This is a genomic window from Actinoallomurus sp. NPDC052308 (assembly GCF_040679195.1).
In the GTDB taxonomy this organism is placed as follows: Bacteria; Actinomycetota; Actinomycetes; order Streptosporangiales; family Streptosporangiaceae; genus Actinoallomurus; species Actinoallomurus liliacearum.
In genome coordinates this window covers 72,505-96,569 of record NZ_JBFAUM010000009.1, presented here as the reverse complement: position 1 = coordinate 96,569, position 24,065 = coordinate 72,505, and the positions used below count along the sequence as shown (strand labels likewise).

Annotated in this window: 25 protein-coding genes; 9 read left to right on the top strand and 16 right to left on the bottom strand. The window is 71.1% G+C overall.

All coding sequences use genetic code 11. The annotated features are described in order from the left end of the window. Positions 1 to 105: 105 nt before the first annotated feature. From AB0L00_RS22985 to AB0L00_RS22950, 8 genes are all read right to left on the bottom strand, one after another. Positions 106 to 405 (bottom strand): hypothetical protein, encoded by a 300-nt coding sequence (locus tag AB0L00_RS22985; protein WP_364437577.1) that lies wholly within the window; start codon positions 403 to 405, stop codon positions 106 to 108. A 94-nt stretch (positions 406 to 499) separates the two neighbouring features. Further along, the gene (locus AB0L00_RS22980) at positions 500 to 1,627 is read right to left on the bottom strand and encodes a LacI family DNA-binding transcriptional regulator (protein ID WP_364437575.1); all 1,128 of its coding nucleotides are present in this window, start codon (positions 1,625 to 1,627) and stop codon (positions 500 to 502) included. Between the two features lie 36 nt (positions 1,628 to 1,663). After that, complete coding sequence (locus tag AB0L00_RS22975; protein WP_364437572.1) at positions 1,664 to 2,644, bottom strand: ornithine cyclodeaminase family protein; 981 nt, start codon at positions 2,642 to 2,644, stop codon at positions 1,664 to 1,666. Between the two features lies 1 nt (position 2,645). Next, on the bottom strand, positions 2,646 to 3,407 hold the full coding sequence (locus AB0L00_RS22970) for an amino acid ABC transporter ATP-binding protein (RefSeq protein ID WP_364398860.1): 762 nt from the start codon (positions 3,405 to 3,407) through the stop codon (positions 2,646 to 2,648). 7 nt (positions 3,408 to 3,414) lie between these two features. Next, a complete protein-coding gene (locus AB0L00_RS22965) occupies positions 3,415 to 4,353 on the bottom strand; it encodes an amino acid ABC transporter permease (protein ID WP_364437569.1) in 939 nt (312 codons plus the stop codon). Between the two features lie 46 nt (positions 4,354 to 4,399). Then, positions 4,400 to 5,302, bottom strand: coding sequence for a transporter substrate-binding domain-containing protein (locus AB0L00_RS22960; RefSeq protein WP_364437566.1), 903 nt, complete (start codon positions 5,300 to 5,302; stop codon positions 4,400 to 4,402). After that, positions 5,299 to 6,147, bottom strand: a complete 849-nt coding sequence (locus tag AB0L00_RS22955; RefSeq protein WP_364437563.1) for a PfkB family carbohydrate kinase — start codon at positions 6,145 to 6,147, stop codon at positions 5,299 to 5,301. The genes AB0L00_RS22960 and AB0L00_RS22955 overlap by 4 nt, the downstream gene beginning before the upstream one ends. Next, positions 6,147 to 7,103, bottom strand: a complete 957-nt coding sequence (locus AB0L00_RS22950) for an SIS domain-containing protein (RefSeq protein ID WP_364437560.1) — start codon at positions 7,101 to 7,103, stop codon at positions 6,147 to 6,149. Before AB0L00_RS22950 ends, AB0L00_RS22955 begins: the two co-directional genes overlap by 1 nt. Positions 7,104 to 7,740: 637 nt before the next feature. Between AB0L00_RS22950 and AB0L00_RS22945 the strand changes: the two genes are divergently transcribed. After that, positions 7,741 to 8,787, top strand: coding sequence for a right-handed parallel beta-helix repeat-containing protein (locus AB0L00_RS22945; RefSeq protein ID WP_364437557.1), 1,047 nt, complete (start codon positions 7,741 to 7,743; stop codon positions 8,785 to 8,787). Positions 8,788 to 8,830: 43 nt separating this feature from the next. Here the strand turns inward: AB0L00_RS22945 and AB0L00_RS22940 are convergent, their stop codons facing one another. Both AB0L00_RS22940 and AB0L00_RS22935 read right to left on the bottom strand, forming a co-directional pair. Next, a complete protein-coding gene (locus AB0L00_RS22940; protein WP_364437555.1) occupies positions 8,831 to 9,760 on the bottom strand; it encodes an NAD(P)H-binding protein in 930 nt (309 codons plus the stop codon). Between the two features lie 48 nt (positions 9,761 to 9,808). Next, the gene (locus AB0L00_RS22935) at positions 9,809 to 10,303 is read right to left on the bottom strand and encodes an Lrp/AsnC family transcriptional regulator (RefSeq protein WP_364437909.1); all 495 of its coding nucleotides are present in this window, start codon (positions 10,301 to 10,303) and stop codon (positions 9,809 to 9,811) included. A gap of 118 nt (positions 10,304 to 10,421) precedes the next feature. Here AB0L00_RS22935 and pdhA point away from each other — a divergent pair, with 118 nt between their 5' ends. From pdhA to AB0L00_RS22910, 5 genes are all read left to right on the top strand, one after another. After that, positions 10,422 to 11,534, top strand: coding sequence for a pyruvate dehydrogenase (acetyl-transferring) E1 component subunit alpha (gene pdhA / locus AB0L00_RS22930; RefSeq protein ID WP_364437553.1), 1,113 nt, complete (start codon positions 10,422 to 10,424; stop codon positions 11,532 to 11,534). Between the two features lie 17 nt (positions 11,535 to 11,551). After that, entirely contained in the window at positions 11,552 to 12,553 is a 1,002-nt protein-coding gene (locus AB0L00_RS22925; RefSeq protein ID WP_364437906.1) for an alpha-ketoacid dehydrogenase subunit beta, read from the top strand. After that, positions 12,550 to 14,064, top strand: coding sequence for a dihydrolipoamide acetyltransferase family protein (locus AB0L00_RS22920; RefSeq protein ID WP_364437550.1), 1,515 nt, complete (start codon positions 12,550 to 12,552; stop codon positions 14,062 to 14,064). The genes AB0L00_RS22925 and AB0L00_RS22920 overlap by 4 nt, the downstream gene beginning before the upstream one ends. A 539-nt stretch (positions 14,065 to 14,603) precedes the next feature. After that, positions 14,604 to 15,101: an SUKH-4 family immunity protein gene (locus AB0L00_RS22915; RefSeq protein ID WP_364437547.1), complete on the top strand. Its 498-nt coding sequence runs from the start codon at positions 14,604 to 14,606 to the stop codon at positions 15,099 to 15,101. Next, positions 15,098 to 15,358 carry a hypothetical protein gene (locus tag AB0L00_RS22910; RefSeq protein WP_364437544.1) on the top strand — a complete coding sequence of 87 codons (261 nt, stop codon included), beginning with the start codon at positions 15,098 to 15,100 and terminating at the stop codon, positions 15,356 to 15,358. The genes AB0L00_RS22915 and AB0L00_RS22910 overlap by 4 nt, the downstream gene beginning before the upstream one ends. A gap of 409 nt (positions 15,359 to 15,767) precedes the next feature. Here AB0L00_RS22910 and AB0L00_RS22905 read toward each other — a convergent pair whose 3' ends face one another. The 4 genes from AB0L00_RS22905 to AB0L00_RS22890 form a co-directional block, all read right to left on the bottom strand. Beyond that, complete coding sequence (locus tag AB0L00_RS22905) at positions 15,768 to 15,995, bottom strand: hypothetical protein (RefSeq protein WP_364437542.1); 228 nt, start codon at positions 15,993 to 15,995, stop codon at positions 15,768 to 15,770. 208 nt (positions 15,996 to 16,203) lie between these two features. Further along, positions 16,204 to 16,596: a hypothetical protein gene (locus tag AB0L00_RS22900; protein ID WP_364437539.1), complete on the bottom strand. Its 393-nt coding sequence runs from the start codon at positions 16,594 to 16,596 to the stop codon at positions 16,204 to 16,206. A gap of 85 nt (positions 16,597 to 16,681) precedes the next feature. After that, positions 16,682 to 17,089, bottom strand: coding sequence for an SRPBCC family protein (locus AB0L00_RS22895; protein ID WP_364437537.1), 408 nt, complete (start codon positions 17,087 to 17,089; stop codon positions 16,682 to 16,684). A gap of 97 nt (positions 17,090 to 17,186) precedes the next feature. Further along, positions 17,187 to 17,828 carry a class II aldolase/adducin family protein gene (locus AB0L00_RS22890; RefSeq protein WP_364437534.1) on the bottom strand — a complete coding sequence of 214 codons (642 nt, stop codon included), beginning with the start codon at positions 17,826 to 17,828 and terminating at the stop codon, positions 17,187 to 17,189. A gap of 310 nt (positions 17,829 to 18,138) precedes the next feature. On the opposite strand from AB0L00_RS22890, the gene AB0L00_RS22885 reads away from it, so the two are divergent. After that, on the top strand, positions 18,139 to 19,188 hold the full coding sequence (locus AB0L00_RS22885) for a LacI family DNA-binding transcriptional regulator (RefSeq protein ID WP_364437532.1): 1,050 nt from the start codon (positions 18,139 to 18,141) through the stop codon (positions 19,186 to 19,188). 16 nt (positions 19,189 to 19,204) lie between these two features. After that, a complete protein-coding gene (locus AB0L00_RS22880; RefSeq protein ID WP_364437529.1) occupies positions 19,205 to 20,797 on the top strand; it encodes a glycoside hydrolase family 43 protein in 1,593 nt (530 codons plus the stop codon). Positions 20,798 to 20,973: 176 nt separating this feature from the next. On the opposite strand, the gene AB0L00_RS22875 is transcribed toward AB0L00_RS22880, so the two are convergent. After that, positions 20,974 to 21,753 (bottom strand): alpha/beta fold hydrolase, encoded by a 780-nt coding sequence (locus tag AB0L00_RS22875; protein ID WP_364437526.1) that lies wholly within the window; start codon positions 21,751 to 21,753, stop codon positions 20,974 to 20,976. 23 nt (positions 21,754 to 21,776) lie between these two features. After that, positions 21,777 to 23,003 (bottom strand): hypothetical protein, encoded by a 1,227-nt coding sequence (locus AB0L00_RS22870; protein ID WP_364437524.1) that lies wholly within the window; start codon positions 23,001 to 23,003, stop codon positions 21,777 to 21,779. 83 nt (positions 23,004 to 23,086) lie between these two features. On the opposite strand from AB0L00_RS22870, the gene AB0L00_RS22865 reads away from it, so the two are divergent. Continuing rightward, positions 23,087 to 24,064: an alpha/beta hydrolase gene (locus AB0L00_RS22865; RefSeq protein ID WP_364437522.1), complete on the top strand. Its 978-nt coding sequence runs from the start codon at positions 23,087 to 23,089 to the stop codon at positions 24,062 to 24,064. Position 24,065 lies beyond the last annotated feature (1 nt).

Genomic DNA, 24,065 nt, shown 5'->3' with positions numbered 1-24,065 from the left:
CGTCGAGTCGCCTGTGGATTCCTAAACCGTGTGCAGCCCTCCCCAGGACGGGGGCTGCGGTTCGCGGCGGGCGTCATTCGTCATCGGGAGACGCCCGCCACTTGGTCATCGGTGCCAGCGACGCTTGGTGACCTTGGTCTCGATGTCGAACGTGCCGGTGGGGCTGCCGTCCGGGTCGAGGCGCGGCGTGACCTCGCCGCGCCGGACCTTCAGCGGGCTGCCAGGCGGGAAGTACCACTCGGCTTCGGTCAACGCGTCTTCGCGGACCGCCGGGTCGCGCAGTTCTGCACGCGTCCGGTCGTTGAGCCTCACCCTGGCGGTGCGGCCTTCCTTCCTCGTGTAGGAGGAATCACGTGCCACGAGGATCATCTCCTGGTGCTTGTGGGTGACGTACTGGCTGCACATCCCCGGATTTGCGTTGTGCGGGTCTTACGGGAGCGACCGTCCGCAGCAGGCTGGGCCCCGCAATCCAGGTTCTCGAAGAGGCCCCGCCGGAGACTCAGGTTCTGGCAGTCGCCGCGACGCTGTCGCGTTCCAGGAAGCGGGCCGGGACGACGGTGCGGCGGCCGCGGCCGTCGCCGTCCGTGGCGTCGGCGCGGCCGATCTGGGCGAACAGTTGCTCGGCGGCGGCGCGGCCCATGTCGTACGACGGTTGCACGACGACCGAGATCCTCGGGCGCACCAGCGTCGTCCACTCCAGGTCGTCGAAGCCGAGCAGGGAGATCTCGTCGGGGATCGCGATCCCTCGCTCGGAGAGCAGCGAGAACGCGCTCTTGGTCATGTAGCTGTCGGCAGTGAACAGCGCGGTCGGCGGATCCTCGATGTCGAGCATCGCCTCGACGGCCTGCGTGCGGCGCTTCGGCTCGCTGCCGTGCGGGACGAGGGCGATGAGGTCGCGGTCGGGGTGGAGGCCCGCCGCGGACAACGCCCGCAGGTATCCCCGTACCCGGTCGAGGGAGGGGCGGGAGGGGCCCGCGACGCTCGCCCGTACCTTGCCGATCCGCAGCGCGGGGGGCTCCTCGGGCTGGACCGAACCGAGGAAGGCGACGCGGCGGTGGCCGAGGGCGATGAGGTGGTCGATCGCGGCCGTCGTCGCCGCCTCGTTGTCGGCGACGACGCTGTCGATGCCGGCGTCGCTGAGCTGCCGGTCCAGCGACACGACGGGGACTCCGGCCCGGGTGACGGCGTCGATGTGACCGTGCTCGCGCACCGAGATCGGGGTGATGATGATGCCGTCGACCTTGTGCGAGAGCAGGACCTTGGTGGCCTGCTGTTCCTGGCTCGCCCGGTCGTCGGTGTTCATGACGATGACCTGGGAGCCCTCGCGCAGGGCCACGTCGCAGATGCCGCGCATGGCGGCGGAGAAGAACGCGTCGGAGATGTCGGCGCAGACGAAGCCGATGACGTCGGACTTGCCGCTGCGCATCGTACGGGCGATGCGGTCCGGCTCGTAGCCGAGTTCGCGGACCGCCTGGTTCACCCGCTCGATGACCTCCTGGCTGGAGTAGCCGTACCCGCCGAGCACACGGGAAGCGGTGGCCCGCGAGACGCCCGCGCGTTTCGCGACGTCGTTGATGTTGGGCCGCGACCGCTTGGGGCGTTCCCGGGATCCGGGTTCAGTCGCCACGTTGAGTTCCTTCTGGTTCGTGCGGAGGCGGCGTGCTCACAGGTCGACCCGGGTGCCGATGCCGTTCGAGCGGGCGGCGGCGTACGCGCGCCATGCCAGCAGGGCGTCCTGAACACCCAGGCCATTGCTGTGGAACACTACAGTTTCCGCTTCGTCGGCGCGTCCTGGGTGATCACCGCGGAGCACCTCGGCGATCGGATGCACCGCCTCCTCTTTCAGCATGCCCGCCCGTACGGCCTCCAGCACCGGCCCGGTCGACCGCAGCGCCTGCTCGGGCAGGTCGGTGAAGGTCCGGGCGGCCCGCGCGGAGCAGGCGACGTCGATCTCACATCGGTCGGGGGCGTACGAGCCCATCGTCAGCACGGTCGTGCCCGCCCCCAGCCAGGCTCCCTCGATCACCGGGGTACGGCTGAGGGTGCAGGCGGCGATCGTACGGCTGCGTTCGCACAGGTCCCGCGGTGACGCGGCCACCTCGACCGGGAGATCCGCCAGGCGGGCGTCGAGGTGCGCCCGGCCGAGGGCGTGCAGCCTGGGACTCCATATCAGGAACCGGTCGACCGGCAGCAGCGCGTGCATCAGGCCGACGAACTCGGTGGCCTGCGCGCCGGCCCCCAGCACGCCGACGGTGTGCGGCCGGTCGGGGGACAGGGCCCGCGCCGCCGAGACCAGACCGCCGGCCGTGCGCAGCGCGGTGATCGTCGTGCCGTTCAGCACGCCGACGGTCCGGCCGGAGTCCGGGTCGTGTACGGTCACGGTCGCGTGCACGGTCGGCAGGTCCCGCTCCGCGTTCCGGGGATGCTGCGTGCCGGCCTTGAAGACGACGCCGGTCTCGCCGGCCGCGACGGCGCTGTGCACGAACGCCATGCCGTCGGGGGCGAACGTCGTGTAGTGCGTGTGCGCCGACCGTACGCCATCGCCCTCGGCGGCCAGGAGGAAGGCGCGGTCCTGGGAGTCCACGACGTCGGCGGCGCCGACGGCGGCCCGGATCTGCGCGTCCGACAGGATCAGGACGTCCATCTCAGAGCACCCGGGCGAGGAAGGAACGGGTGCGCTCGTGCTCGGGTGCCGCGAAGATCTGCTCCGGCGGGCCGGCCTCCACGACGCGACCGCCGTCCATGAAGACCACGTGGTCGGCGACGTCCCGCGCGAAGCCCATCTCGTGGGTGACCACGATCATGGTCATCCCCTCGTCCGCCAGGTCGCGCATGACCGCGAGCACGTCGCCGACCAGTTCGGGGTCGAGCGCGGAGGTGGGCTCGTCGAACAGCATGAGCTTCGGCCGCATGGCCAGGGAACGGGCGATCGCGACGCGCTGCTGCTGCCCGCCGGACAGCGAGTCGGGGTACGCCTCGGCCTTCTCGGCCAGGCCCACCTTGGTCAGCAGCTCCATCGCCCGCCGGCGCGCGGTCGCCCGGTCCACGCCGCCCACGACGACGGGGCCCTCGACGACGTTCTCGATGACCCGCCGGTGGGGGAAGAGGTGGAAGCCCTGGAAGACCATGCCCATCTGGCGGCGCTGGGCCGCGAGCTGGGACGACGTCATCTCGCGGAGCGCGTCGCCCTTCCAGCGGTAGCCCATCGGCTCCCCGTCGAGGTAGACGTGCCCGCTGTCGGGGACCTCCAGCCGGTTGACGCAGCGCAGCAGGGTGCTCTTGCCGGAACCGGACGGGCCGATGACGCACTGCACCTGGCCGGCGTGGACGTCGAGGGAGACGTCGCGCAGCACGTGGTTCCCGCCGAACGCCTTGTTGACCTTCTCGATGCGCAGGAGAGGGAGCATGACCGGCTCACGCCTTTCCGAACGAGGGGAGGAACCGCAGCCGCTTGACGTTCTTCACCGCGCCCGCCTGGTGCGTCGTCTTGAGCCGTTTCTCGACCTGCTGCTGGGCCACGGTGAGCAGCGTGGTCAGCACGAGGTACCAGATGGTGGCCACGAGCAGGAGCGGGATCGTCTTGTAGTTGCGGGAGTAGATCATCTGGGCGCTGTAGAGCAGGTCCGGGGTGGCGAGGACGCTCACCAGCGAGGTGAACTTCAGCATCGAGATCAGGTCGTTGCCGATCGGCGGCACGACGATGCGCAGCGCCTGCGGCAGGACGACCCGGCGCATCACCTGGAACCTCGACATCCCGATCGACAGCGCCGCCTCCGTCTGCCCCTTCGAGACCGCCTGGATGCCGGCGCGGATCATCTCGGCGGCGTAGGCGCTCTCGGTCAGGGACAGGCCGAGGATGGCCGCCGTGAACGCCGAGATGACCGTGTTGGTGTCCCACGACGCGAGCGTGGGGCCGTACGGGACTCCGAGCTTGAGCTTCGGGATCAGCGTGGCCAGGTTGAACCAGAAGACCATCTGGACCAGGGGCGACACGCCGCGGAAGAACCACAGCCACAGCCAGCTCACCGACCGGAACAGCGGGTTGGCGGATAGCCGCATGACCGCGAGCAGGATGCCGAGGGCCAGCCCGATCACCATGGCGAGGACCGTCAGCTCTAGGGTCGTGACCAGCCCGCTGAGGATCTCGCCGTCGAAGAGGTACTCCAGGACCGTCGACCACTTCATGTTCCGGTTGGTCACGAGGAGCTGGGCGAACATCCCGATGATCAGGATGAGGACGACCCCTCCGACCCACCACCACGGGTGCCGGAGCGGCACCTTCCGCGTGCCCTCGGCACTTCGGAACCCACGGTCATCTTCGGCCTGGTCGGCCGGGCTGCCCGCCATCTGCATCGTCGACTCCTTCACGTGGGGGTGGGTCAGAGGGCCCCGGGCGGCATCAGCCCTCGGGGTGGGCCTTGGTGATGAGGACGGCCGTCTTGAGGTCGCCCTGGCTGGTCACGCCCCACTGGGAGCGGATCTTGGCGTAGGTGCCGTCGTTGATGACCGCCTGGAGCGCCGCCTTCAGCGCCGGGCCGAGGGGGCTGCCCTGCTTCACGCCCAGGCCGTTGTAGACCGCGTTGACGAGCAGGTCGGAGGTGTCGAGCTGGCCGCTCTGCTTCGCGCTGTACTTCAGCTTCCCGGATCCGGCGGCGACCAGTTGCACGCGGCCCGACGTGACGGCGAGCTCGGCCGAGGGCTGGTCCTTGAACTGCTCGATCCGCATGGGGGTGGAGCCGCACGTCTTGGCGTTGTTCTCCGTCAGGTACTTGTACTCCCACGCCCCGGTGAGCACCGCGACGGACTTGCCGCACACGTCCTGGATCTTCTGGACGTTGAGCCCCGAGCCCTTCTTCCAGCCGAAGGCGGTGCCCTCCTTCTGGAGGGGCACGAAGTCCAGGCTCGCCAGCCGGTCGGGGGTCACGCCGAGCGAGGCCACCGCCACGTCGTACCGGCCGTTGTCCAGCCCGGGGATGATGACGTCGAAGCCGGTGGCCTGGTAGGTGAAGGTCATCCCCATCTTGGCCGCCATCGCCTTGGCTAGGTCGACGCTCCAGCCCTTGATCTTGCCGCTCTCGACGTACTCCTCCGGGGCCCAGTCCCCGAAGACGGCCACCTTGGCGCTCTTGAGGTTCGCGGGCACGAGCTTGGCGACCGCGGGGTCCGCCGCCTGCTTCGGGGCCGCGTCCCCGGACGCGGTGGAGGTCTTGGAGTCGTTGCCGCAGGCGGAGAGGACGAGTGCCGCGCACGCCGCGAACGCGGCCAGGGCCGCGCCGGCGCGGCCACCCCGGGTACCGGTCATGAGGATTCCTTTGCTGCTGTGGCGGACAGGTGCCGTGTCAGGTCGGAGGTGATCGGTCTGGCGTGCCCGAAGGCACCGAGGGAGGTGCAGACGCGGGCGGCGTGCGCACAGGCACGGCGCAGGGTCTCCTGCTTCCCGAAACCCGAGGTCAGGCCGGTCAGCATATGAGCGATGAAGGTGTCCCCGGCCCCCAGGGTGTCGACCACGTCGACCGGGGCGGCCGGCTCCGCGAAGAACTCGCGGCCGTCGAAGAGCTGCGCGCCCGCCGCGCCGCGGGTCGCCAGGGCGACGCGCGCCCCCTGGTCGCACGCCCAGCGCAGCAGGTCGCCGGTCTCGGCCTCGCTGAGATGGGAGGCCGAGAAGAAGGCGTAGGTGACGTGCGGGAGCAGCCGGGCCGCGTACTCGTCGCCGGTGTGCGCGTCGAAGTCGAACGACAGGGGCAGGCGCTCCGCGACGGCCGGCAGTTGCTCCTCGAGTTGCGCCGAGTAGCTGGAGTGCGCCAGGTCGTGGGCCGCGATGAACTCCAGGTCCTCGTCGTCGAGCCGGAACCGCGCCACGCCCCGGTCGTACGGCCCGAAGGTGCGCTCGCCGCCGACGTTGACCACCGTGGCGTAGCCGGTCGGACCGGCCGGCCGCCGCAGGCGTGAGACGTCGACGCCCTCCGCCCGCAGGGCCGCGGCGAGCTGGTCGCCCCGCTCGTCCCGCCCGGCCGATCCGACGTAGGAGGACCGGGCTCCGGCGCGGGCCGCGTGGACGGCGACGTTCACGCAGTTGCCCCCGGGGTACATGTGCCCGGTCTCCGGATAGCAGTCGATGATGTTGTCACCGACGGCGGCGAGCCGCATCAGTACTCGACCTTCCACATGTAACGGCGGTCGGTCAGCGGACGGCCCGAGAACGCCTCGAAGTGCTGCGCCAGCCGGGCGGTGACCGCGCTGGCCATGACGAACGCCCCGACGGTGGCGCGCAGGTCCGCCGGCACCCCCGGAAGCGACAGGGACGCGCCGTCGATGACGTGGTTTCGGTGGTTGTAGCGCTCCAGGAAGTTCAGCGCCCGCTGTCCCATCGGACGGGTGGCGTCCTCACCGAGCAGCAGGATCACCGGCACCTCGCCGTCGACGACCTCGAAGGCGCCGTGCAGGAACTCGCCCGAGCCGGTGGCGACCGCGTGCTTGATCTGCATCTCCTGCAGGTAGCAGGCCCCGAAGGTCTGCGCCGCGCCCTCCAGGGGACCGGAGCCGAGGACGTACACGCACGGCTCGTCCACGCACGCCGCCGCGATGTCACGCAGCAGGTCGTCCAGTTCGCGGACGGAGGTCTCGAACGCCGCCGAGCAGCCACGGAAGGCGGCCACGGCCTCGTCGTAGTCGTCGGCGACGCCCTGCGCCTTGAGCAGGGCGTACGCGATGAGCCCCTGGAGGACCTGCTTGGCCTCGACGCTGCGGTGCAGGACGATGTCCGCCGCCTCCTTGGCGACGACGCTCTCCGGGTCCTTCGTGACGAGCAGCACCGGGGCCCCGGCGTCCCGGGCGAACCGGACGGCCCGCGCCGTCTCGGCGGTGCCGCCGTTCGTGCTGCTCGCGATCACGATCGAGTCGGGACCGAGGGCGGACGGATCCCGCAGCATGAACTCGTCCGCGTTCAGCGCCACCGCGGGGATGGGGGAGCGCTCCAGGATGAAGCGCATCGCCCCGAACATGAACAGCGAGCCGCCACAGCCCACCAGGTAGATGACCCGGGTCGTCGGCTTGAGCGCCTTCTCGACGAAGGCGGTCACCTGAGCCTCGATCTCGGGCGTCACGGCGACGTCGATATCGCCACGGAGGGTATCGGGAATCGGGCCAAGGGGACGGACGGGCTGGCGTACCAGGCTCAATGCAGGCTCCACTGTGAGAACGATCTCAGATTGGGGGTGATGATGCCCCCGCCGCGACGGGCCCGTCAAGACCCCGACGGAGGTCGGTCCGCCGTTGGTCTGCGGCTCCCAGGCCAGGCGTCGTCAGGAGGCCTGCGTCGGGCGGTGCCGGGTGGGCGACGCTGGACGCGGGCCGGTCCCCCGTGCCGGCCCGAGGTCGTGACCTTCTCCACCGTCGAGCGCCGTCTTCCCTGGCCTCACAGGAAATTCCTCGCCGATTCCGTGGTGCGGTTCGATTGGCGGATTCCACCGCCGTACGGCCCCATTTCCAACGTCTCCGCCGGGCAGGACGATCAGGTTGGTCCGACGCGCCCGTGAGATGAATCGATGTGCTTAACGGAACGGCCGGCGAGCACCTTTCCATGCCGCGCACGCCGCCCGCCGACGTCCGGCCTGGTGTGCCGCATCGGTCTCTCGATCCGCGCGAGGGCTTTCGACCCATATCAAAACCCCGACGCGGGATCTTCTGATGCGCTTTGATGGTGCTTCACCGAAAGATCCACTTGTATGCAGAAGGAGCAGTATGCGGGCAGCGACCCTGGCGATCGGCGTCTCCGGCCTCCTGGTTCTCACGGCGTGCGCATCTCCGCAGCCGACGGTGAAGACGGCCGCCGAAAGCGACGCCCTAACCGTCTACGTGCGACCGGGCGGTGCCTCGGTCGCCGGTCGCTCGGGGGAGGCGCACGCCGACTCGGCGGGCAGCGTCGGCATCACCGCGCAGACGGCGGTCGGCTCCCTGACGGACGCGCAGGCGGTGATCGCGGCGAGGCGGGCGAAGAACGTGACCGTCGTCCTTCACGGGGGGACCTACCACGACGCGGACATGCGCTGGACGGCGGGCACCCCGGACGAGACGATCACGGTGGCGCCACAGGCGGGTACGGGCCCGGTCGTCTTCGACGGGCAGGCCGCCAAGAAGAAGGGATACTGGACGATCGTCACGCCGAAGTCCGCCAAACTGGTCTTCAAGGGCCCGATGACGATCCGCAATTACGGCGACGGCGGCATCAAGGCGCAGGGGAACAAGACCGACGGTCCGGTGCGCGGCCTCGTCATCAAGGGGATCACCTTCACCCATCTCGGCAACGCCTGGGTCAAGGGAGGCAACGGCTACGCCGCAGTGCACCTCAACTACGTCGAGAAGCCACAGATCCTGAACAACAAGTTCAGCAACCTTGAGAACACCGTCAAGCCCGGCAACATGCACGCCGTCTACTTCGCGTTCAACCCCACGGGAAAGACCCCTGGGAGCAACCACGGCCTGGTCCAGGGAAACACCTTCCAGGTGATCTCCGGTGACCCGATCCGTGCCAGCGACGGCAGCAGCTACAACGTCGCGCGGAGCAATGTGTTCAAGACGGGTAAGGATCACAAGGGCAAGACCCGTGGGAACGGCTACAAGGGGATCTTCACCTACTGGGTCTTCTCGCGCGCGAACAAGTGCGGCAAGGGCAATAAGTTCTACGGCAATAAGACGTATCGGAGCTACTCGAACGCGACGATTCCGGCGGCCCGGTCCGGTGCCGACACCGGCCGCAAGTGCACGTCGGTGACCAGGTCGGGCGACTGACCGCTGAATGCTTCGGCGACGATGAACCGGCAGGCTCGGAGCCTCATTCGTCCTGCCGCTGGAAGATCCCGGCATGCCGGGCGACGAACTCCTCGATGCTCTGAGCCGGTCGGCCGGTGATCCGCTCGACCGTGCGGGTCGAGCGGTCGTAGCGGTGCCGCCGGTGCAGCCGGGCCATGGTGGCCAGGTGCTGTTCGACGTGCGAGCCCAGCTCGGCCCGGGACAGCACCTTGTCGGCCCACTCATCGGGAGACACGTCGACGTAGGAGATGTGGCGGCGCAACGCGCCGGAGAACTCCTCGGCGACGCCCGTCATGTCCTGCGAACGCGGGCCGGTCAGCTCGTACACCTGCCCGATATGCGGGCCAGGGTCATCGAGGACCGCGGTGACGACCCGTGCGACGTCCTCGGCCGCGATGGGTGAGGTGCGGCCCCGGCCGAACGGGAGCTCGATGGTGTCCCGTTCGGCGATGGATCTCGCGGCCAGCACCGTGAAGAGCGGGTTGTCCAGGAAGATCGTGGGGCGGATGTGCGCTACCGGCAGGCCGGACCAGTCCAGCAGCTGCTCCGACAGCCAGTGCAGCCGCTGCTGGCGTGACTCCTCCGAGCTCAGGGCGTCCATCTGCGACACCGTCATCTGGGAGATGTCGACCAGGATCTCGAGCCCGCCGAGCGAGCGGGCCACGGTGGCCACGGTGGCGGCGGCCTCCAGGTAGGACGGCGACACGCTCATCCCGAAGAACATCCTGTGGGCGCCGTCCAAGGCCCGCGCCACATCGGTGGGACGTGTGAGGTCGCCGACGACCACGTCCGCGCCGAGGCCGCGCAGGGCGTCGGCGCGCCGGTCGTCGTGGTGCGCCATCGCGCGGACGGCCCGGCCGCGGCCGATCAGCGACTCCACGACCGTACGGCCCACACCGCCGACGCCACCCCCGGCCCCGGTCACCAGCGTCAGGTCGCCCGATGAGCTCACGAGACCAGTCAATGCGTTGTGGCGGACGACCGCAAAGAAAGCTTTCCCCTAGTGCAGGCGGTGGTCTCCTGCCGCCTCGTCGAAGATGAGCCAGGTGCGCGTCGACCGGATGCCGGGGAGCGTGTGTATCCGGGCGAGGACGACGTCGCGCAGCGTGACGTTGTCGGGCGTGCGGACGAGTATCACGAGATCGACGTCGCCGCCGACGAACGCCAGGTGCTCGATGTACGGCACGTCGCGCAGGCGTGCGGTGACCTCCCGCCAGGAGTGCTGCTCGATGGTCAGGAGGACGTACGCCGCGGTGCCCAGGCCGGTGCGCACGGGATCGATGCGGGCGGTGAACCCGGTGATGACGCCCTCGGCGACCAGCCGTTCCACGCGTGCGTAGACGTTGGAGCGGGAGACGCTCACCCGCTCGGCGAGGGTGCGCATGGACAGCCGCCCGTCGCGCTCCAGCTCGCGCAGGATGGCGCGGTCCACGTCGTCGAGCGGAGCCGCCGATCGTCCGGCGGGACCGGCGCTTGCCGTCGCCTCGAAGGACAGATGATCCACAGGCCCCTCCCAGTCGAGCCGTTCGTCCGTGTTTTCGGGTTAGTTCTGGCCTTTTGGCTGTTTTGCCACGATATTCCTAGCACTGGCCGAGCATGGAAGGCAGGGCCGTATGACGGATCGACAGCACGACGGCGGCCCGGAGGCGCTGCTCCCCTCGGAGCGGCCGGTCCGCTTCCTCACCGACACGGGAACGGCGGTGCGCGGCCGTCCCCGCTATCCGCTGCCGAGCCCGGAGACGCTCCGCCGGGCGTACCGCGCGATGGTCGTGGGACGCCGGTTCGACGCCCAGGCGACGGCACTGACCAAGCAGGGACGCCTCGCCGTGTACCCGTCGAGCCATGGGCAGGAGGCCTGCCAGGTCGGGGCCGTCCTCGCCCTCGAGGACGGCGACTGGCTCTTCCCCACGTACCGGGAGTCCATGGCCCTGGTGACGCGCGGCATCGAGCCGACGGAGGTCCTCGCCCTGCTGCGCGGCGACGCCCACTGCGGCTACGACCCGCACCGCCACCACGTCGCGCCGCAGTGCACGCCGCTGGCGACCCAGACCGTCCACGCCGCCGGACTCGCCTACGCCGAACGGCGCAAGGGCAGCGGCCGGATCGCGCTCGCCTGCGTCGGTGACGGCGCGACCAGCGAAGGCGACTTCCACGAGGCCCTGAACTTCGCCGCCGTCTTCAAGGCGCCGGTCGTGTTCCTGGTGCAGAACAACCAGTACGCCATCTCCGTCCCCCTCGACCGGCAGACCGCGGCGCCGTCCCTGGCGCACAAGGGCGTCGGGTACGGAATCCGCTCCGAGCGCGTCGACGGCAACGACCCGGTGGCGATGCTCGCGGTGCTGTCCGCCGCCGCCGAGCACGCGCGCTCCGGCCAGGGACCGTTCCTGGTCGAGGCGCACACCTACCGTCTCGAGTCGCACACCAACGCCGACGACGCGACCCGCTACCGCACCGACGCGGAGGCCGAGGAGTGGCGCCGGCGCGACCCGATCGCCCGGCTGGAGGCGTACCTGCGCCGCCGCGGCCACCTCGGCGACGAGGACGTCGCGGAGGCGGCGGCCGCCGCCGAGGACTTCGCCGCCCGGCTGCGCACCGCGATGAACGCCGACCCCGAACTCGCCCCCCTCGGGATGTTCGACCACGTCTACGACGTCCCGACCCCGCAACTGGACGAACAGCGGGCGTCGCTCCGCTCCGAACTCGAGGCCGAGGAGGCGCTGACGTGACCAGTCCGTCCACCACCATGGCGCAGGCCCTCAACTCCGCGCTCCGCGACACCCTGGCCGACGACGAACGGGTCGTCGTCTTCGGCGAGGACGTCGGGCGGCTCGGCGGTGTCTTCCGCATCACCGACGGCCTGACCGCCGAGTTCGGCGAGGACCGCTGCTTCGACACGCCGCTCGCCGAGGCGGGCATCGTCGGATTCGCCGTCGGCATGGCGATGGGCGGCTTCCGGCCCGTCGTCGAGCTGCAGTTCGACGCCTTCGCCTATCCGGCGTTCGAGCAGATCGCCTCGCACGTGGCCAAGATGCGCAACCGCACCCGCGGCCGGGTCGAACTCCCGATGGTGATCAGGATTCCGTACGCCGGCGGCATCGGGGGAGTCGAGCACCACTGCGACTCGAGCGAGGCCTACTACGCGCACACGCCGGGGCTGAAGGTCGTCACCCCCGCCACGGTGGACGACGCGTACTCGCTGCTGCGCGAGGCGATCGAGGACCCGGACCCGGTGATCTTCCTGGAGCCCAAGAAGCTGTACTGGTCGAAGGCACAGGTCACCCTGCCGGTGCGCACCGAGCCGTTCGGCCGCGCCGCGATCCGCCGCCAGGGCCGCGACGCCACGCTCGTCGCGTACGGTCCGACCGTGCCGGTCGCGCTGGAGGCCGCCGAGGCCGCCACCGAGGAGGGCTGGGACCTGGAGGTCGTCGACCTGCGGACGATCGTGCCGTTCGACGACGAGACCGTCACCGCGTCGGTGCGCAGGACCGGCCGGTGCGTGATCCTCAGCGAGGCCGCGGGCTTCGCCGGGGTCGGCGCGGAGATCGCGGCCCGGGTCCAGGAACGCTGCTTCCACAGCCTGCACGCCCCCGTGCTCCGGGTGACCGGGTTCGACATCCCGTACCCGCCGCCGATGATCGAACATCATCACCTGCCGAACGTCGACCGGGTCCTCGACACGCTCGACCGGCTCCAGCGCGACGACCGCCCCGACCAGCGTTTCCTGCCGCTGGGCGGTGCGGCGTGACCGCGACCGGCACCGAGGTGATCTTCCGCCTCCCCGACCTCGGCGAGGGACTGACCGAGGCCGAGATCACCGAATGGCGCGTCGCGCCGGGGGAGACCGTCACCGTCGACCAGAACGTCGTCGAGGTGGAGACCGCCAAGGCCGCGGTCGACGTCCCCATCCCGATCGCGGGCACGGTCGCCCGGCTGTACGGCGAGGTCGGAGCCGTCATCGCCGTCGGCGAACCCCTCATCGCGGTGACCGTCGCGGGGGAGACCCCCACCGCCGGTTCTGATGTGCCGGACGCCGATGACGAGCACCGGCGCGCGGCCGAGCGGTACCGCGAGGAGGAGCGCGCCGGCTCGGGCAACGTCCTGGTCGGATACGGAACGGGTACGGCCCGCCGATCGCGCCGCCGCCGCGCCGGACGCCCCGTCCCGACGTCGCCGCGCCGAGAGCCCGCTCCGGCACGGGTCGCCTCGGTGGCCCAGTCCACCTCAGCGGCCCAGTCCACCTCGGACGCCCCGGCCGCCGGGACGCCCGTACGGCCCGAGGCGCCGCGCGTCATCTCACCCGTGGTCCGCCACCTCGCCCGGACCCACGCCATCGACGTCGCCGCTCTCACCCCCAGCGGCCCCGGCGGTGTCGTACTCCGCCGCGACGTCGACGCCGCCATCGCCACAGCCGCCGCGCCGGGAAGGGCTGCGCAGGGAAGGGTCGCGCCCGCCCTGGCCCAGGCGCCGGGGATCACCGTCCCGGCTCCGGCGGCGGCCACCGGCCTGGCCGTGGCCCCGGAGCCGGCCGACCACCGGGCGGACGAGGGGCGGGCGGACGACGAGACTCCCGTCCGCGTACCGCTCCGGGGTGTACGGCGGGCCATCGCGGAGAAGCTGTCGCGCAGCAGGCGGGAGATCCCGGACGCGAGCACGTGGGTCGACGTCGACGCCACGCCCCTGGTCGAGCTCAAGGCCGGTCTCGCCGGCGCGCTCCCCGACGCCCGCATCGGGATGCTGGCGCTGTTCGCCCGGATCTGCGTCGCAGGGCTGCGGAGGTTCCCCGAGCTCAACGCCTACGTGGACGCCGAACGCCAGGAGATCGTCCAGGTTCCGCAGGTGCATCTCGGCTTCGCCGCGCAGACCGACCGGGGCCTCGTCGTGCCGGTCGTCCGCGACGCCCATCGGCTCACGCTCGCCGAGCTCGCCGCCCGGATCCGGGAACGTACCGAGGCCGCCCGGACCGGCCGGCTCGACCCGCGCGACCTCACCGGCGGGACGTTCACGCTGAACAACTACGGGGTCTTCGGCGTGGACGGCTCCAACCCGATCATCAACCATCCCGAGGCCGCCATGCTCGGCGTCGGCCGGATCACGGACCGGCCCTGGGCGTTCGAGGGGGAGATCCGGCTGCGCAAGGTGGCGCAGCTGTCCTTCACCTTCGACCACCGCGTCTGTGACGGAGGCGTGGCCGGCGGCTTCCTCCGCTTCGTCGCCGACTGCGTGGAACGCCCAGAACTCCTGGTCGCCCACCTGTAGCCACGCCGCCGACCGCACCGCGCCGCAACGCTCGGCTAAGACGCGCCGCGGGAGGCGACATGCGGTGGTCCGTCCTGATCCGTCAGCCGGATCACCGAGCCTTCGCGCCACCACCGAGTCTGTGCGAAGGCCGACGGAGCCGAGCGCGTTCGCGCGCGGTTGGACGTGGATCCACTGGTGAGCGCTGCTGTCTAGCAGCAGCGATCACCAGGGATCTTCACACCGCAGGGCGTGGGGCGGCTCCCAGTCCTGCTTTGATCACATCGGTCGCATGCGCGCACGGGCAGGCGGCAGCGGCATGGGAGGGTGACGGGTATACGGGTGACGGTCGAGTGGCAGCGGGCGATCGACACCGAGCCACGGGGCGCGCTGGTCAGGTTCCGGCGGTAGTTCGCCGAGCGGGTGTGGAGCGATCTCGTGGATCTGCGGTTCGCGACCGAGGTGGGGATCTGCCACTCCGATGGCGTGTTCCGGGCGTTCACCCCGCTGATCGGCCATGCCCCACAGACCCCGAAGCCTGTGGGACCGAACGGGACGACGTGCCGGAGCCGGTCGACACCCCGAAGGAGTGGCTGCAGCAGCTCGGCTGGATGCTGACCAGGCGTACCTTCGTCAGTCTGGACGACGGCACGATCTGGCACAGCGACCCCGACCAGGACGTCGGCTACGAGCTCATCAACAGCCATCTGTCCTCGCCGGCCTATGTGCTGTACAAGGTGATGGCGGAGGCACCGACGCGGCGTGTGGAGCTGCCGTCGCCGGACGACTGGGAGGGTGCCGAGAACGTCGTGCGCGCGGACACGCGGCGCTGGGGCCCGGTGCCCTTCTCGGACCCGGACGGCTTCTGGCCGCGCTACCTGGACGAGTACCAGCGCCGTCGGGCGGCCGGGCCGGCCGGCGTCAGCCGATGCCGAGGTCGGTGGCCGTCCGGCGGAAGATCCAGGACGTATCTGACTTGTCTCGGGCGTCCGATCCAGGACAGTGGGCGGGGTAAGGCCCCACAAACAAGATCCTCTGAGAGGGGAGATTTCGCATGAGCGAGCTCTTCATCCGCGCACTCGTCCGCACAGTTCTGGCGTGGGCGTCCGCGTGGCACAGCCCGGCTCGTCCGTCGGCTGCGGAGATCGCCGAGGCCCGCGCGTACGGGATCGGCGAGGCGGAGTACCTGCGGATGTGGGAGCATGCGCGGAAGGCCGGTGCTGGCCGCTCCGCCCATGCGGTGGTCCTTGCCGCCGATGCCCACGCCGCCCTGCTGTCCCCTCGACCGCTGAACCACAGGGGGCAGACCCGCTGACCTACGGTCACGAGGCGGTCCGGGTTCTAACCGGAGGTTCGTCGGACAATCGCGACGGGCGCACAACCCGACTCTGCTCGAACAGAGCGGAGAAACAAGCAGGCCCGTCCATCGCCCGTCAGAAGGCGAAGGGCGGGCCTTTTTCCTGATCTCAGTCAGCCGAGAACGAGACTGGCGTGGCGCAAACGGCGGGATGGCTTGACAAAGGTTCCCATGCGGGTGAGCGCTCCGATTCGCCGGTGCTGGGGCGCGAGAAACCTCGCTTCGGGCTCGCCTGACCAACGCGGCCAGCGCTAGCGCCTCATCGTTCCGAACTTATGGGGTGGGTGACGGTCGATAACGTCGACAAAAGCAACGTGCCGCCGAGGGATCGGCGGCACGCAGTTGGGGCTGGCGCCTGTACTCGGCGCTAGTTCTTCGTGCTCCGGGACCGCCCGAAGAGGAGCGACCCCAGCACCGCCAGGGGCAGGCCCAGGCGGACGGCGTTCCAGTACCCGATCTCGGGGATGACGGGCCACCACACCTCGTGGGCCGTCTCGATGGTCCACATCACGACCCATCCCAGGATCATCGCGCCGAGCACGGCGCACACGCCGAGCAGGACGAGCGAACCGATCGCGGAGGTGAACTTGCTCATTGGGGTTCCCCTTTTTGTAGACAGCTTCTAAGAAGGAACGTCCAGGAAAGAGCTCGAACGCAACAACGCCTTCTCTGCCCGGGCATGCGTGATCCAGGAATCCACGAGCTCCGGCGAAGCCGGTCGGCGATCGACGAGCACAGGAGCCGACTGGAAGGAGCGGATTCGAATTGGTGACGCTGCCGCTCACAAGGCGAAACGTCAGTGCTCAGAGCGGGCGTCGGCCCCAATGTGACTGAGGGTGGGCGTCTGAGACGTCGCGGAGGGACAGGGACTGGGCGTCGGCGAGGCCTGCGCGGGTGCCCGCTCGGAGGCGTGCCCGGACCTCGGTAGCCGTGCGCGGCCGGTACTTCGGGTCATGTCCGCAGCCGCACATCTCGAATCCCTCGTAGCGCAGGCCGGCAGCGAGGACGGCGGCCACGGCGGCCCATCGGCGGTCGTCGGCCCGCCGAGGTGCGGCGAAGTCGTGCCCCGCGTAGGTCATCGGCGTGCGGCAGCGCGGGCACAGGTGCTCTCGGCCGTCCCAGGGGTACTTGTGGCTCTGGCGGCAGGGCACGCAGACGTAGTGGACCTTGTAGACGACCATCGCGTACCTGCACACGGTTTCAGGGTAACCGGGCATGATCGTCCCGCAACGGAATTCCGCCGGCGGTGACCGGCGGTGGGCCGGTCACCGGGCGCGGCGGCTATCCGCCGGACTGCTCGCTGCGGTGCCGTACCTTCTCGGTCAGGCGGTCCAGGCTCTCGGTCAGTTCCTGTTCGACCCGGGATCGGGGCGGCGCGTGTTGCTCGTCGAAGAACGACAGGTGGACGACCGCCTCGCTGCGGTCCGGCTCGATGCCCGTGACCTGGAGCCAGCCGGCGTACTCATCCGTGTCGCGGGTGCCCCACTCCACCCGGAGCTGATCGCGCTCGGTCCGCATCAGGGCGCGCTCTCGCTCGGAGCCGTGCTCGACCGTGACCTCGGGCAGGTCGGCCGCCTCCAGGTGCACCTCCTGGGGCATCCACTCGTCCATCGTCTGCGGGTCCGCGGCCTCGTCGAAGACCAGTTCGGCGGGGGCGGCGAAGGCCCGGGACCTCTCGTACTCGGTCATCGTCGTACTCCTTCCCGTCAGGGCGGCGGTAGCCGCCGCTGACCGGTCGGCTACCCGAATGTGCCGGGCCGACACTCCGGGTGACACGGGAGTACGGTCACCGCGGTGGGGTCTGGCCGTAGCCGGAGAGCCTCTCGGCGACCCGCGCGATCTCCTCGGCGTCCAGGAGACGCGGCGTGCCGGCGCTCACCGCGCGCAGGTAGAGCTCGCTCAGCCATTCGAGGTATTCGCTGCCGGTCCGGGCCGTGCGCAGGTCGGCGCCGATCGTCACCGTGCCGTGGTTGCCCAGGATGCAGGCGGTCGACTCGCGTAGGCCCTCGACGGTGTTGTCGGCCAGCTCCTGGGTCCCGTACGTCGCGTAGGGCGTGACGCGGACCGGCCCGCCGTACTGCGCGATCATGTAGTGGATCGGCGGCAGCTCGTCGACGAGCGTGGACAGCACTGTGGCGGCCGTCGAGTGCGTGTGGACGATCGCCGACGTCTCCTTCGCGGCGTACACCGCCAGGTGCAACGGCAGTTCCGAGGTCGGCTGCAGCGGCGCGTCGACGGGCGTTCCGTCCAGCGCGTGCACCCCGACGAGATCGGCGGTCAGCTCGGAATAGTCCACGCCGCTGGGGGTGACCGCGACGCGGTCGCCGACCCGGACGCTGACGTTGCCGGACGTGCCCGGCAGCAGACCGGCGGCGGACAGGCGCCGGCAGGTGTCGACGATCTCTTCGCGGACCTCACCGAGCAGCATGGCACTTCCCCTCACGCGGCGCCGGACCCGGCCGCCGCATCGATCTCAGCATCTCTCGCCGGCCGCCGGGCGCTTCCCGCCGGCCGGGCCCCGCTCGTCGTCGGTGACGTCGGCTATCTTCCCAAGAGGACGGGGTCATCGGTCACGGGGCGGTCGATAGTTTTTCGAAAGTCATTGCGGACCCTCTCGGGCGCGGCGCTAGAGAGATTCGCCTGCGGCGGCCGTCGTTGACCGGACGACCTGCTCCGAGGAGGATGTCGAAAGATTGCGCTAATCTTCGAAACGCAAGATCGACGATGTGGAGGCGCGCGTGGCACGTCCAGCCGAAACGGGATCGGAGCCGACGACCGGTCGGCGTTCCCGGCCCACCTTGGCCGACATCGCCATGGAGGCCGGCGTCTCCACGGCGACGGTGTCCAAGGTGCTCAACGGCCGGACCGACGTCGCCGCGGCCACCCGGGAGCGGGTCACCCGGCTGCTCAAGGCCCACAGCTACCTCCCGCCCGGCGTACGACGGGCGCGCAGGTCGGGCCTGGTCGACGTCGTCATCAGCGGGCTCGACAGCCCCTGGGCGGTGGAGATCCTGCGCGGCGTCGAGGCCGAGTGCGCCGAGCGCGGCACGGGCACCGTCGTCTCGCTCGTGCGCGGGGACGACGCCCGGCCGCCGAGCTGGGCCTCGCTCAGCGTCCAGCACCACAGCGACGGCGTGATCCTGGTCACCTCCCGGATCACCGCGGCGCAGCGCGCGCAGATCGAGCGGGCGGGCGTCGGGCTCGTCGTCATCGACCCGGTCGACCTGCCCGAGAGCGATCTGGTCAGCGTCGGGGCGACGAACTGGTCGGGTGGCCTGTCGGCGACCGAGCACCTCATCTCGCTCGGTCATCGGCGGATCGCCGCGATCGGGGGCCCGCAGGAGATGCTGTGCACCCAGGCGCGGATCGACGGCTACCGGGCCGCCCTGGAGCGCGCGGACATCGAGCTGGACCGCACTCTGATCCGGTACGGCGACTTCCAGTACGAGGGCGGGTTCCAGGCGGCGCGTGAGCTTCTGGAGTCGGCGGACCGTCCTACCGCGATCTTCGCGGGCAGTGACCAGCAGGCGATGGGCGTCTACGAGGCGGCGCGCCAGGCGGGTCTCACCATCCCGGGGGACCTCAGCGTCGTCGGCTTCGACGATCTGCCGCTCTGCCAGTGGCTGTCGCCGCCGTTGACCACCGTGCGCCAGCCGCTCGAGGAGATGGGGCGGGTCGCCGCCCGGACGCTGTTCCAGCTCCTCGACGGCGAGTCGCTCGTGACCCCGCGCGTCGAGCTCGCCACCGAGCTGCGCGTCCGGCTGTCCACCGCCCCGCCCTCCGCCTGACCGGCCCCGCGACGACATGGCGAACCCGGCCCAGGAGAACGCCCGCTCCGCGCCGTCGCCGCGCGCCTTTCGCAATCCGGTCCTGCCGGGCTGCCACCCCGACCCGTCGATCTGCCGGGTCGGCGGCGACTACTACCTGGTCACCTCCTCGTTCGAGTGGTTCCCCGGGCTGCCGATCCACCACAGCCGGGACCTGGTGCACTGGCGGCCGCTCGGTCACGTCCTCGACCGGCCGGAACAGTTGCCGCTCGACGGCGTCCGCCCCTCGGGCGGCCTGTACGCGCCGACCATCCGCCACGCCGACGGCACGTTCTACGTCGTCTGCACGCTGGTCGACGGTCCCGGCCCGTCCGGCAACTTCGTGGTGACGGCGACCGACCCGGCCGGGCCCTGGTCCGAGCCGCAATGGCTCGGCGAGTCCGAGAGCTTCGACCCGTCGCTGCTGTTCGACGACGACGGGCGGGCCTGGTTCCACGCGACCCGCCCGGTAGACGCCGACGGACACACCGAGATCTGGCTGCGAGAGTTCGACCCGGCGGCGCTGCGCCTCACCGGACCGGAACACGTGCTGTGGCGCGGCGCCCTGCGCGACGCCGTGTGGGTGGAGGCCCCGCACCTGTACCGGGTGGGGGACTTCTACCACCTGGTGGTGGCCGAGGGCGGCACCGCGGGCGACCACGCCGTCACCGTGGCGCGGTCCCGCGAGGTCACCGGCCCGTACGAGGGGAACCCGCGCAACCCGGTCCTGACCCACCGCCATCTCGGCGCCGGTCACCCGATCGTCGCCACCGGGCACGCCGACCTCGTTCGGACCGGCCCGGGGGAGTGGTGGGCGGTCCTGCTCGGCATCCGCCCGTCCGGCGGCCGCCTGGGCAACCTAGGCCGGGAGACCTTCCTGACGCGGGTGGTGTGGGAGGACGACTGGCCGGTCGTCGCGCCCGGCATCGGCCGGGTCGAGGCCGTCGGAACCCCTCCGGACCTGCCCGAGCACCGCTGGCCTGCCGAGCCCGCCTGCGACCACTTCGAGGATCCCGAACTCGGCCCGCAGTGGAACCGGCTCCGCACACCGCGCGAGCGGTTCTGGGACCTGGCCGAACGCCCCGGCCACCTGCGCCTGCGGCTCCGCCCGGAGACCGTGACCGAGCACGCCTGCCCGAGTCTGGTCGCCCGCCGGCAGAGCCACGCGCACTGCGCCGCCCACACCGCGCTGGACTTCGCTCCCCGCGACGCGAACGAGTGCGCCGGCCTGGTCCTCCTGCAGAACGACGCCTTCCAGATCCGGTGTGTGGTCACCCTCCGCGGCGGCCGGCGGGTGCTCCGGCTGATCCGCAGGGCCGCCGGGGCGGACCGGACGCTCGCGGAGGAGACGCTGCCGGAGGGGCGGGTCCGGCTGGCGGTCGAGGCGCACGACCAGGTCTATGAGTTCCGGTACGCCGTGCGCGGCTCGTCGTGGCGGCCGCTCGGCGGGCCGGTGGACGGCACCGTGCTGAGCACCGAGGTCGCCGGCGGCTTCATCGGGGCCTACCTGGGGATGTACGCCACCAGCACCGGACGACCCAGCGCGAACGTCGCCGACTTCGACTGGTTCGAGTACCGCGGCCTGGAGTGAGCCGCCCGTCGACGGACGCTCCCGCGTTCCGGCGACACCGCCGCGTTCGACTGGTTCCGCGTCGGCCCCGCCGCGGGGTAGGCGCCGGGGAACGAGGCACCCGGCGCGCCTCCCGCCCGGCCGTCTGCCTGCCGCCCTGTCGCCCGGCCGGGCGACAGGGCGGGAGCGGCCGGGTCTTACTCCAGGAAGCGCCGTACTCGTTCGGCCGTGCCGTCGGGGTCCTCCCAGAAGAACAGGTGCCCCTGGTCGGGGAGCCACTCCAGCCGCGCGCCGGGGATGCGCTCGGCCAGCAGGGGCGCGTTCCGGGGGTCGACGACGCGGTCGGCGGTGCCGTGCAGGACCAGGGTCGGCGCTGTGACGCCGGCCAGCCGCCCGAACGCGTCGTGGCCGAGCGAGGCGGCGGACTGCGCCTGCCACGCCCTCGGATCCTGCGGGTCGGCCAGCCTGCGGGCGAGGAGATCCTCCAGGGGGTATGGCGACGCCAGCGCGTTGGCGGTCAGGCGGCGCGTCGCCTCCTCCGGCGGCAGACCGGCCGCCTCGCGGATGAGGGTGAGGGTCGCCTCCGGCAGCGGGTACGCTTCCACGCCGCCCGGTGTCGTACAGGCCAGGATCAGCCGGTCGACCCGGTCCGCGTGGTCCAGGGCGACCAGCTGAGCGATCATCCCGCCCAGGCTCGCGCCCATGACGTGCGCCCGTCGTATGCCGAGAGCATCCAGCACCGCGACCGCGTCCGCGGCCATCGTCGCGGTGTCGTACGGGCCCGGCGGCGCGTCGCTGCCGCCGATCCCGCGGTTGTCGAAGGTGATGACCCGGTGGCTCTTCGCGAGCGGCTCGACGACGGGCGCCCAGCCCCAGCGGGGGTAGCCGAGACCGTGGATCAGCAGCAGCGGCGGACCGTCGCCCACCTCCTCGTACGCGATCCGTACGCCCGCCGCCGTCGCCGTGCCCGTCGTCATCGCCGTCCTTCCGTCTCGCGCGGTCAGCCCAGCCAGGAGGCCACCTGGGCCTCCGCGCCGGAGTTCCAGCCGAGCTGCAGGTGGTTGAGGGGCAGGGTCGCCGAGGCCGCGCGGTTCGCGATCCCGGCGGTGTTGGTGCAGCTGGCGACGAACACCGCGCCGTCGGACGGGCCGGTGTGCTCATTGTGCAGCAGCGGCATGGTCGGGGAGTTTCCGCACAGCTCGTACACGGGGACGCTCGCCGGGACACCGGCGTCGATCAGCGGCTGGACCAGCGAGCCCTGGTCGATGCTGTACTGGATGCCGCGGCCGCTGGTGTAGTAGCCCTGGCCCCCGTAGTAGGTGGTGTACCAGTCCTGCTCGGTGGTCGGCAGCGGGTAGACGTCGTCCCAGCGGTACAGCATCTGCCGCCCGCCGGGGAACGCCGTGCCCTCGTAGCTGAGCTGGGTCTCGTCGTACCAGAGGCCGTAGCAGACCATCGCGGTGTGCGGCGCGGGCGCGTCGAGGGAGCCGCCGCACTGCGGGTAGATCGCGAAGTCGTGGCTCCAGCCGTGCCGGAAGCCCCAGTCGAAGCCCTTGTTCGGCCCGCCGACCAGGATGAGCCTGCGCACGTCGCCGGCGTACGCGGTGCCCCACGACCTGCGCAGCGAGGAGACGTACATGCGGGCGTTGAACGCGCCCTTCGACCAGCCGACGACGTCGACCTGGGACGCGCCGGTCTCGGCCTTGATGAGCTTGACGGCGTCGCCGATCTGCTCGCTCCAGTAGTACCCGTCGCCGGTCTTGTGCGGGAAGCCGATCGCGAAGACCTTGTAGCCGCGCCCGTCGAGGTACTGCATGAGGCCGGTGGAGGGGCAGCTCGAACTGCCGCAGCCGTTGGCGCCGAGGACGTTCGGGTTGGCCCACGCCTGGTCGGCCGTCTGGTTCGCGCCGTGCACGAGCAGCACCGGTACCGGCTTCGAGCCGGTCAGCGCGCCCGGCGCCTGGTACAGGAGGAAGCGCGACGAGTGCGGCTCGGCGACGCCGCCGAACAGCCGCTGCGTCTGCCCGGTCTGGTCACCGACGCCGCCCGGCGGGTACGCCTCGGCGGCGAACCCGGATGACGTGTCGCGATACCGCTCGACCTTGGCCCAGCCGTTCTCCAGGCCGCTGGTGTAGGTCGCCTCGAGCGTGACCGAGGACGTCGCGTACGCCGGAAGAGGCGACGCGAACATCAACAGGAGGATCAGAGTGACCAGGATTCTGCGCATCCGCCGCCCCTTTTATGAGAGGTGATTCACCTGTTAATTTGGCGGTGCCGGCCTACCGCGTCAAGAGCCGGTCGGGAGTGAACATGACCATGTACACGCGTGAGGCCGGCGAGGGTGAGCCGGTGCTGTTCGTGCACGGCAACCTGTCCGACGGCTCCGCCTGGGACGAGCAGCTCCGCCTGCTGCCGTCCGGCTACCGCGGCATCGCGCCGGACCTGCGCGGCTTCGGCCGCAGCGGCGCGGCGCCGATCGACGCGACGCGCGGGGTCGGCGACTTCCGCGACGACCTCGTCGCGCTGCTCGACGAGCTCGGTCTGGACTCGGTCCACCTCGTCGGGCACTCCATGGGCGGCGGCGTCGTCATGGACCTGGCCGCCCGGCATCCCGAGCGCGCGCGGACCATCACCCTGGTCGCGCCCGTCAGCCCGTACGGCTTCGGCGGCACCCGCCTCGACGGCACGCCGTGCACGCCGGACTTCGCGGGATCGGGCGGCGGCACCGCCAACCCGGACCTGGTCAAGCTCATGCGGGAGGGCGACAGGACCGACGCGCATCCGGTGTCGCCGCGCAACGTCGTCCGGACGCTGTACTTCCCGGGCGCCGAGGCCGTGCGCGCCGAGGAGGAGCTGCTCGAGGGCATCCTGCGCACCCGGGTCGGCGACGACCACTATCCCGGGGACGCGACGACCTCGCCGCACTGGCCCGGCACCGCGCCCGGCACCCGCGGCGTGCTCAACACGATGTCGCCGAAGTACTTCGACTGGAGCGGCTTCCCCGAGTCGGGTTGCCGGGCCCCGGTGCTGTGGGTGCACGGCGACCAGGACGCGGTCGTCTCCGACACCTCGATGTGCGACCTCGGCCACCTGGGCGCGCTCGGGTACGTCCCCGGCTGGCCGGGCGAGGACGCGTTCCCCGCCCAGCCCATGGAGGCCCAGACCCGGCAGGTCCTCGACCGCTACGGCGCCTACCAGGAGAGGGTGATGGCCGGCACCGGGCACTTCCCGTACGCCCAGCGGCCGGACGAGTTCGCCGCGATGTTCCACGCGCACCTGGCGGGCTGAG

Coding starts and splice junctions, on each gene's coding strand:
- AB0L00_RS22975 (WP_364437572.1), bottom strand. CDS start 2,644: ATGGACGTCCTGATCCTGTCGGACGCGCAGATCCGGGCCGCCGTCGGC.
- AB0L00_RS22890 (WP_364437534.1), bottom strand. CDS start 17,828: ATGCTGCTCGGTGAGGTCCGCGAAGAGATCGTCGACACCTGCCGGCGC.
- AB0L00_RS22970 (WP_364398860.1), bottom strand. CDS start 3,407: ATGCTCCCTCTCCTGCGCATCGAGAAGGTCAACAAGGCGTTCGGCGGG.
- AB0L00_RS22945 (WP_364437557.1), top strand. CDS start 7,741: ATGCGGGCAGCGACCCTGGCGATCGGCGTCTCCGGCCTCCTGGTTCTC.
- AB0L00_RS22960 (WP_364437566.1), bottom strand. CDS start 5,302: ATGACCGGTACCCGGGGTGGCCGCGCCGGCGCGGCCCTGGCCGCGTTC.
- AB0L00_RS22870 (WP_364437524.1), bottom strand. CDS start 23,003: ATGCGCAGAATCCTGGTCACTCTGATCCTCCTGTTGATGTTCGCGTCG.
- AB0L00_RS22985 (WP_364437577.1), bottom strand. CDS start 405: ATGTGCAGCCAGTACGTCACCCACAAGCACCAGGAGATGATCCTCGTG.
- AB0L00_RS22925 (WP_364437906.1), top strand. CDS start 11,552: ATGGCGCAGGCCCTCAACTCCGCGCTCCGCGACACCCTGGCCGACGAC.
- AB0L00_RS22880 (WP_364437529.1), top strand. CDS start 19,205: ATGGCGAACCCGGCCCAGGAGAACGCCCGCTCCGCGCCGTCGCCGCGC.
- AB0L00_RS22865 (WP_364437522.1), top strand. CDS start 23,087: ATGACCATGTACACGCGTGAGGCCGGCGAGGGTGAGCCGGTGCTGTTC.
- AB0L00_RS22955 (WP_364437563.1), bottom strand. CDS start 6,147: ATGCGGCTCGCCGCCGTCGGTGACAACATCATCGACTGCTATCCGGAG.
- AB0L00_RS22910 (WP_364437544.1), top strand. CDS start 15,098: ATGAGCGAGCTCTTCATCCGCGCACTCGTCCGCACAGTTCTGGCGTGG.
- pdhA (WP_364437553.1), top strand. CDS start 10,422: ATGACGGATCGACAGCACGACGGCGGCCCGGAGGCGCTGCTCCCCTCG.
- AB0L00_RS22965 (WP_364437569.1), bottom strand. CDS start 4,353: ATGCAGATGGCGGGCAGCCCGGCCGACCAGGCCGAAGATGACCGTGGG.
- AB0L00_RS22895 (WP_364437537.1), bottom strand. CDS start 17,089: ATGACCGAGTACGAGAGGTCCCGGGCCTTCGCCGCCCCCGCCGAACTG.
- AB0L00_RS22875 (WP_364437526.1), bottom strand. CDS start 21,753: ATGACGACGGGCACGGCGACGGCGGCGGGCGTACGGATCGCGTACGAG.
- AB0L00_RS22905 (WP_364437542.1), bottom strand. CDS start 15,995: ATGAGCAAGTTCACCTCCGCGATCGGTTCGCTCGTCCTGCTCGGCGTG.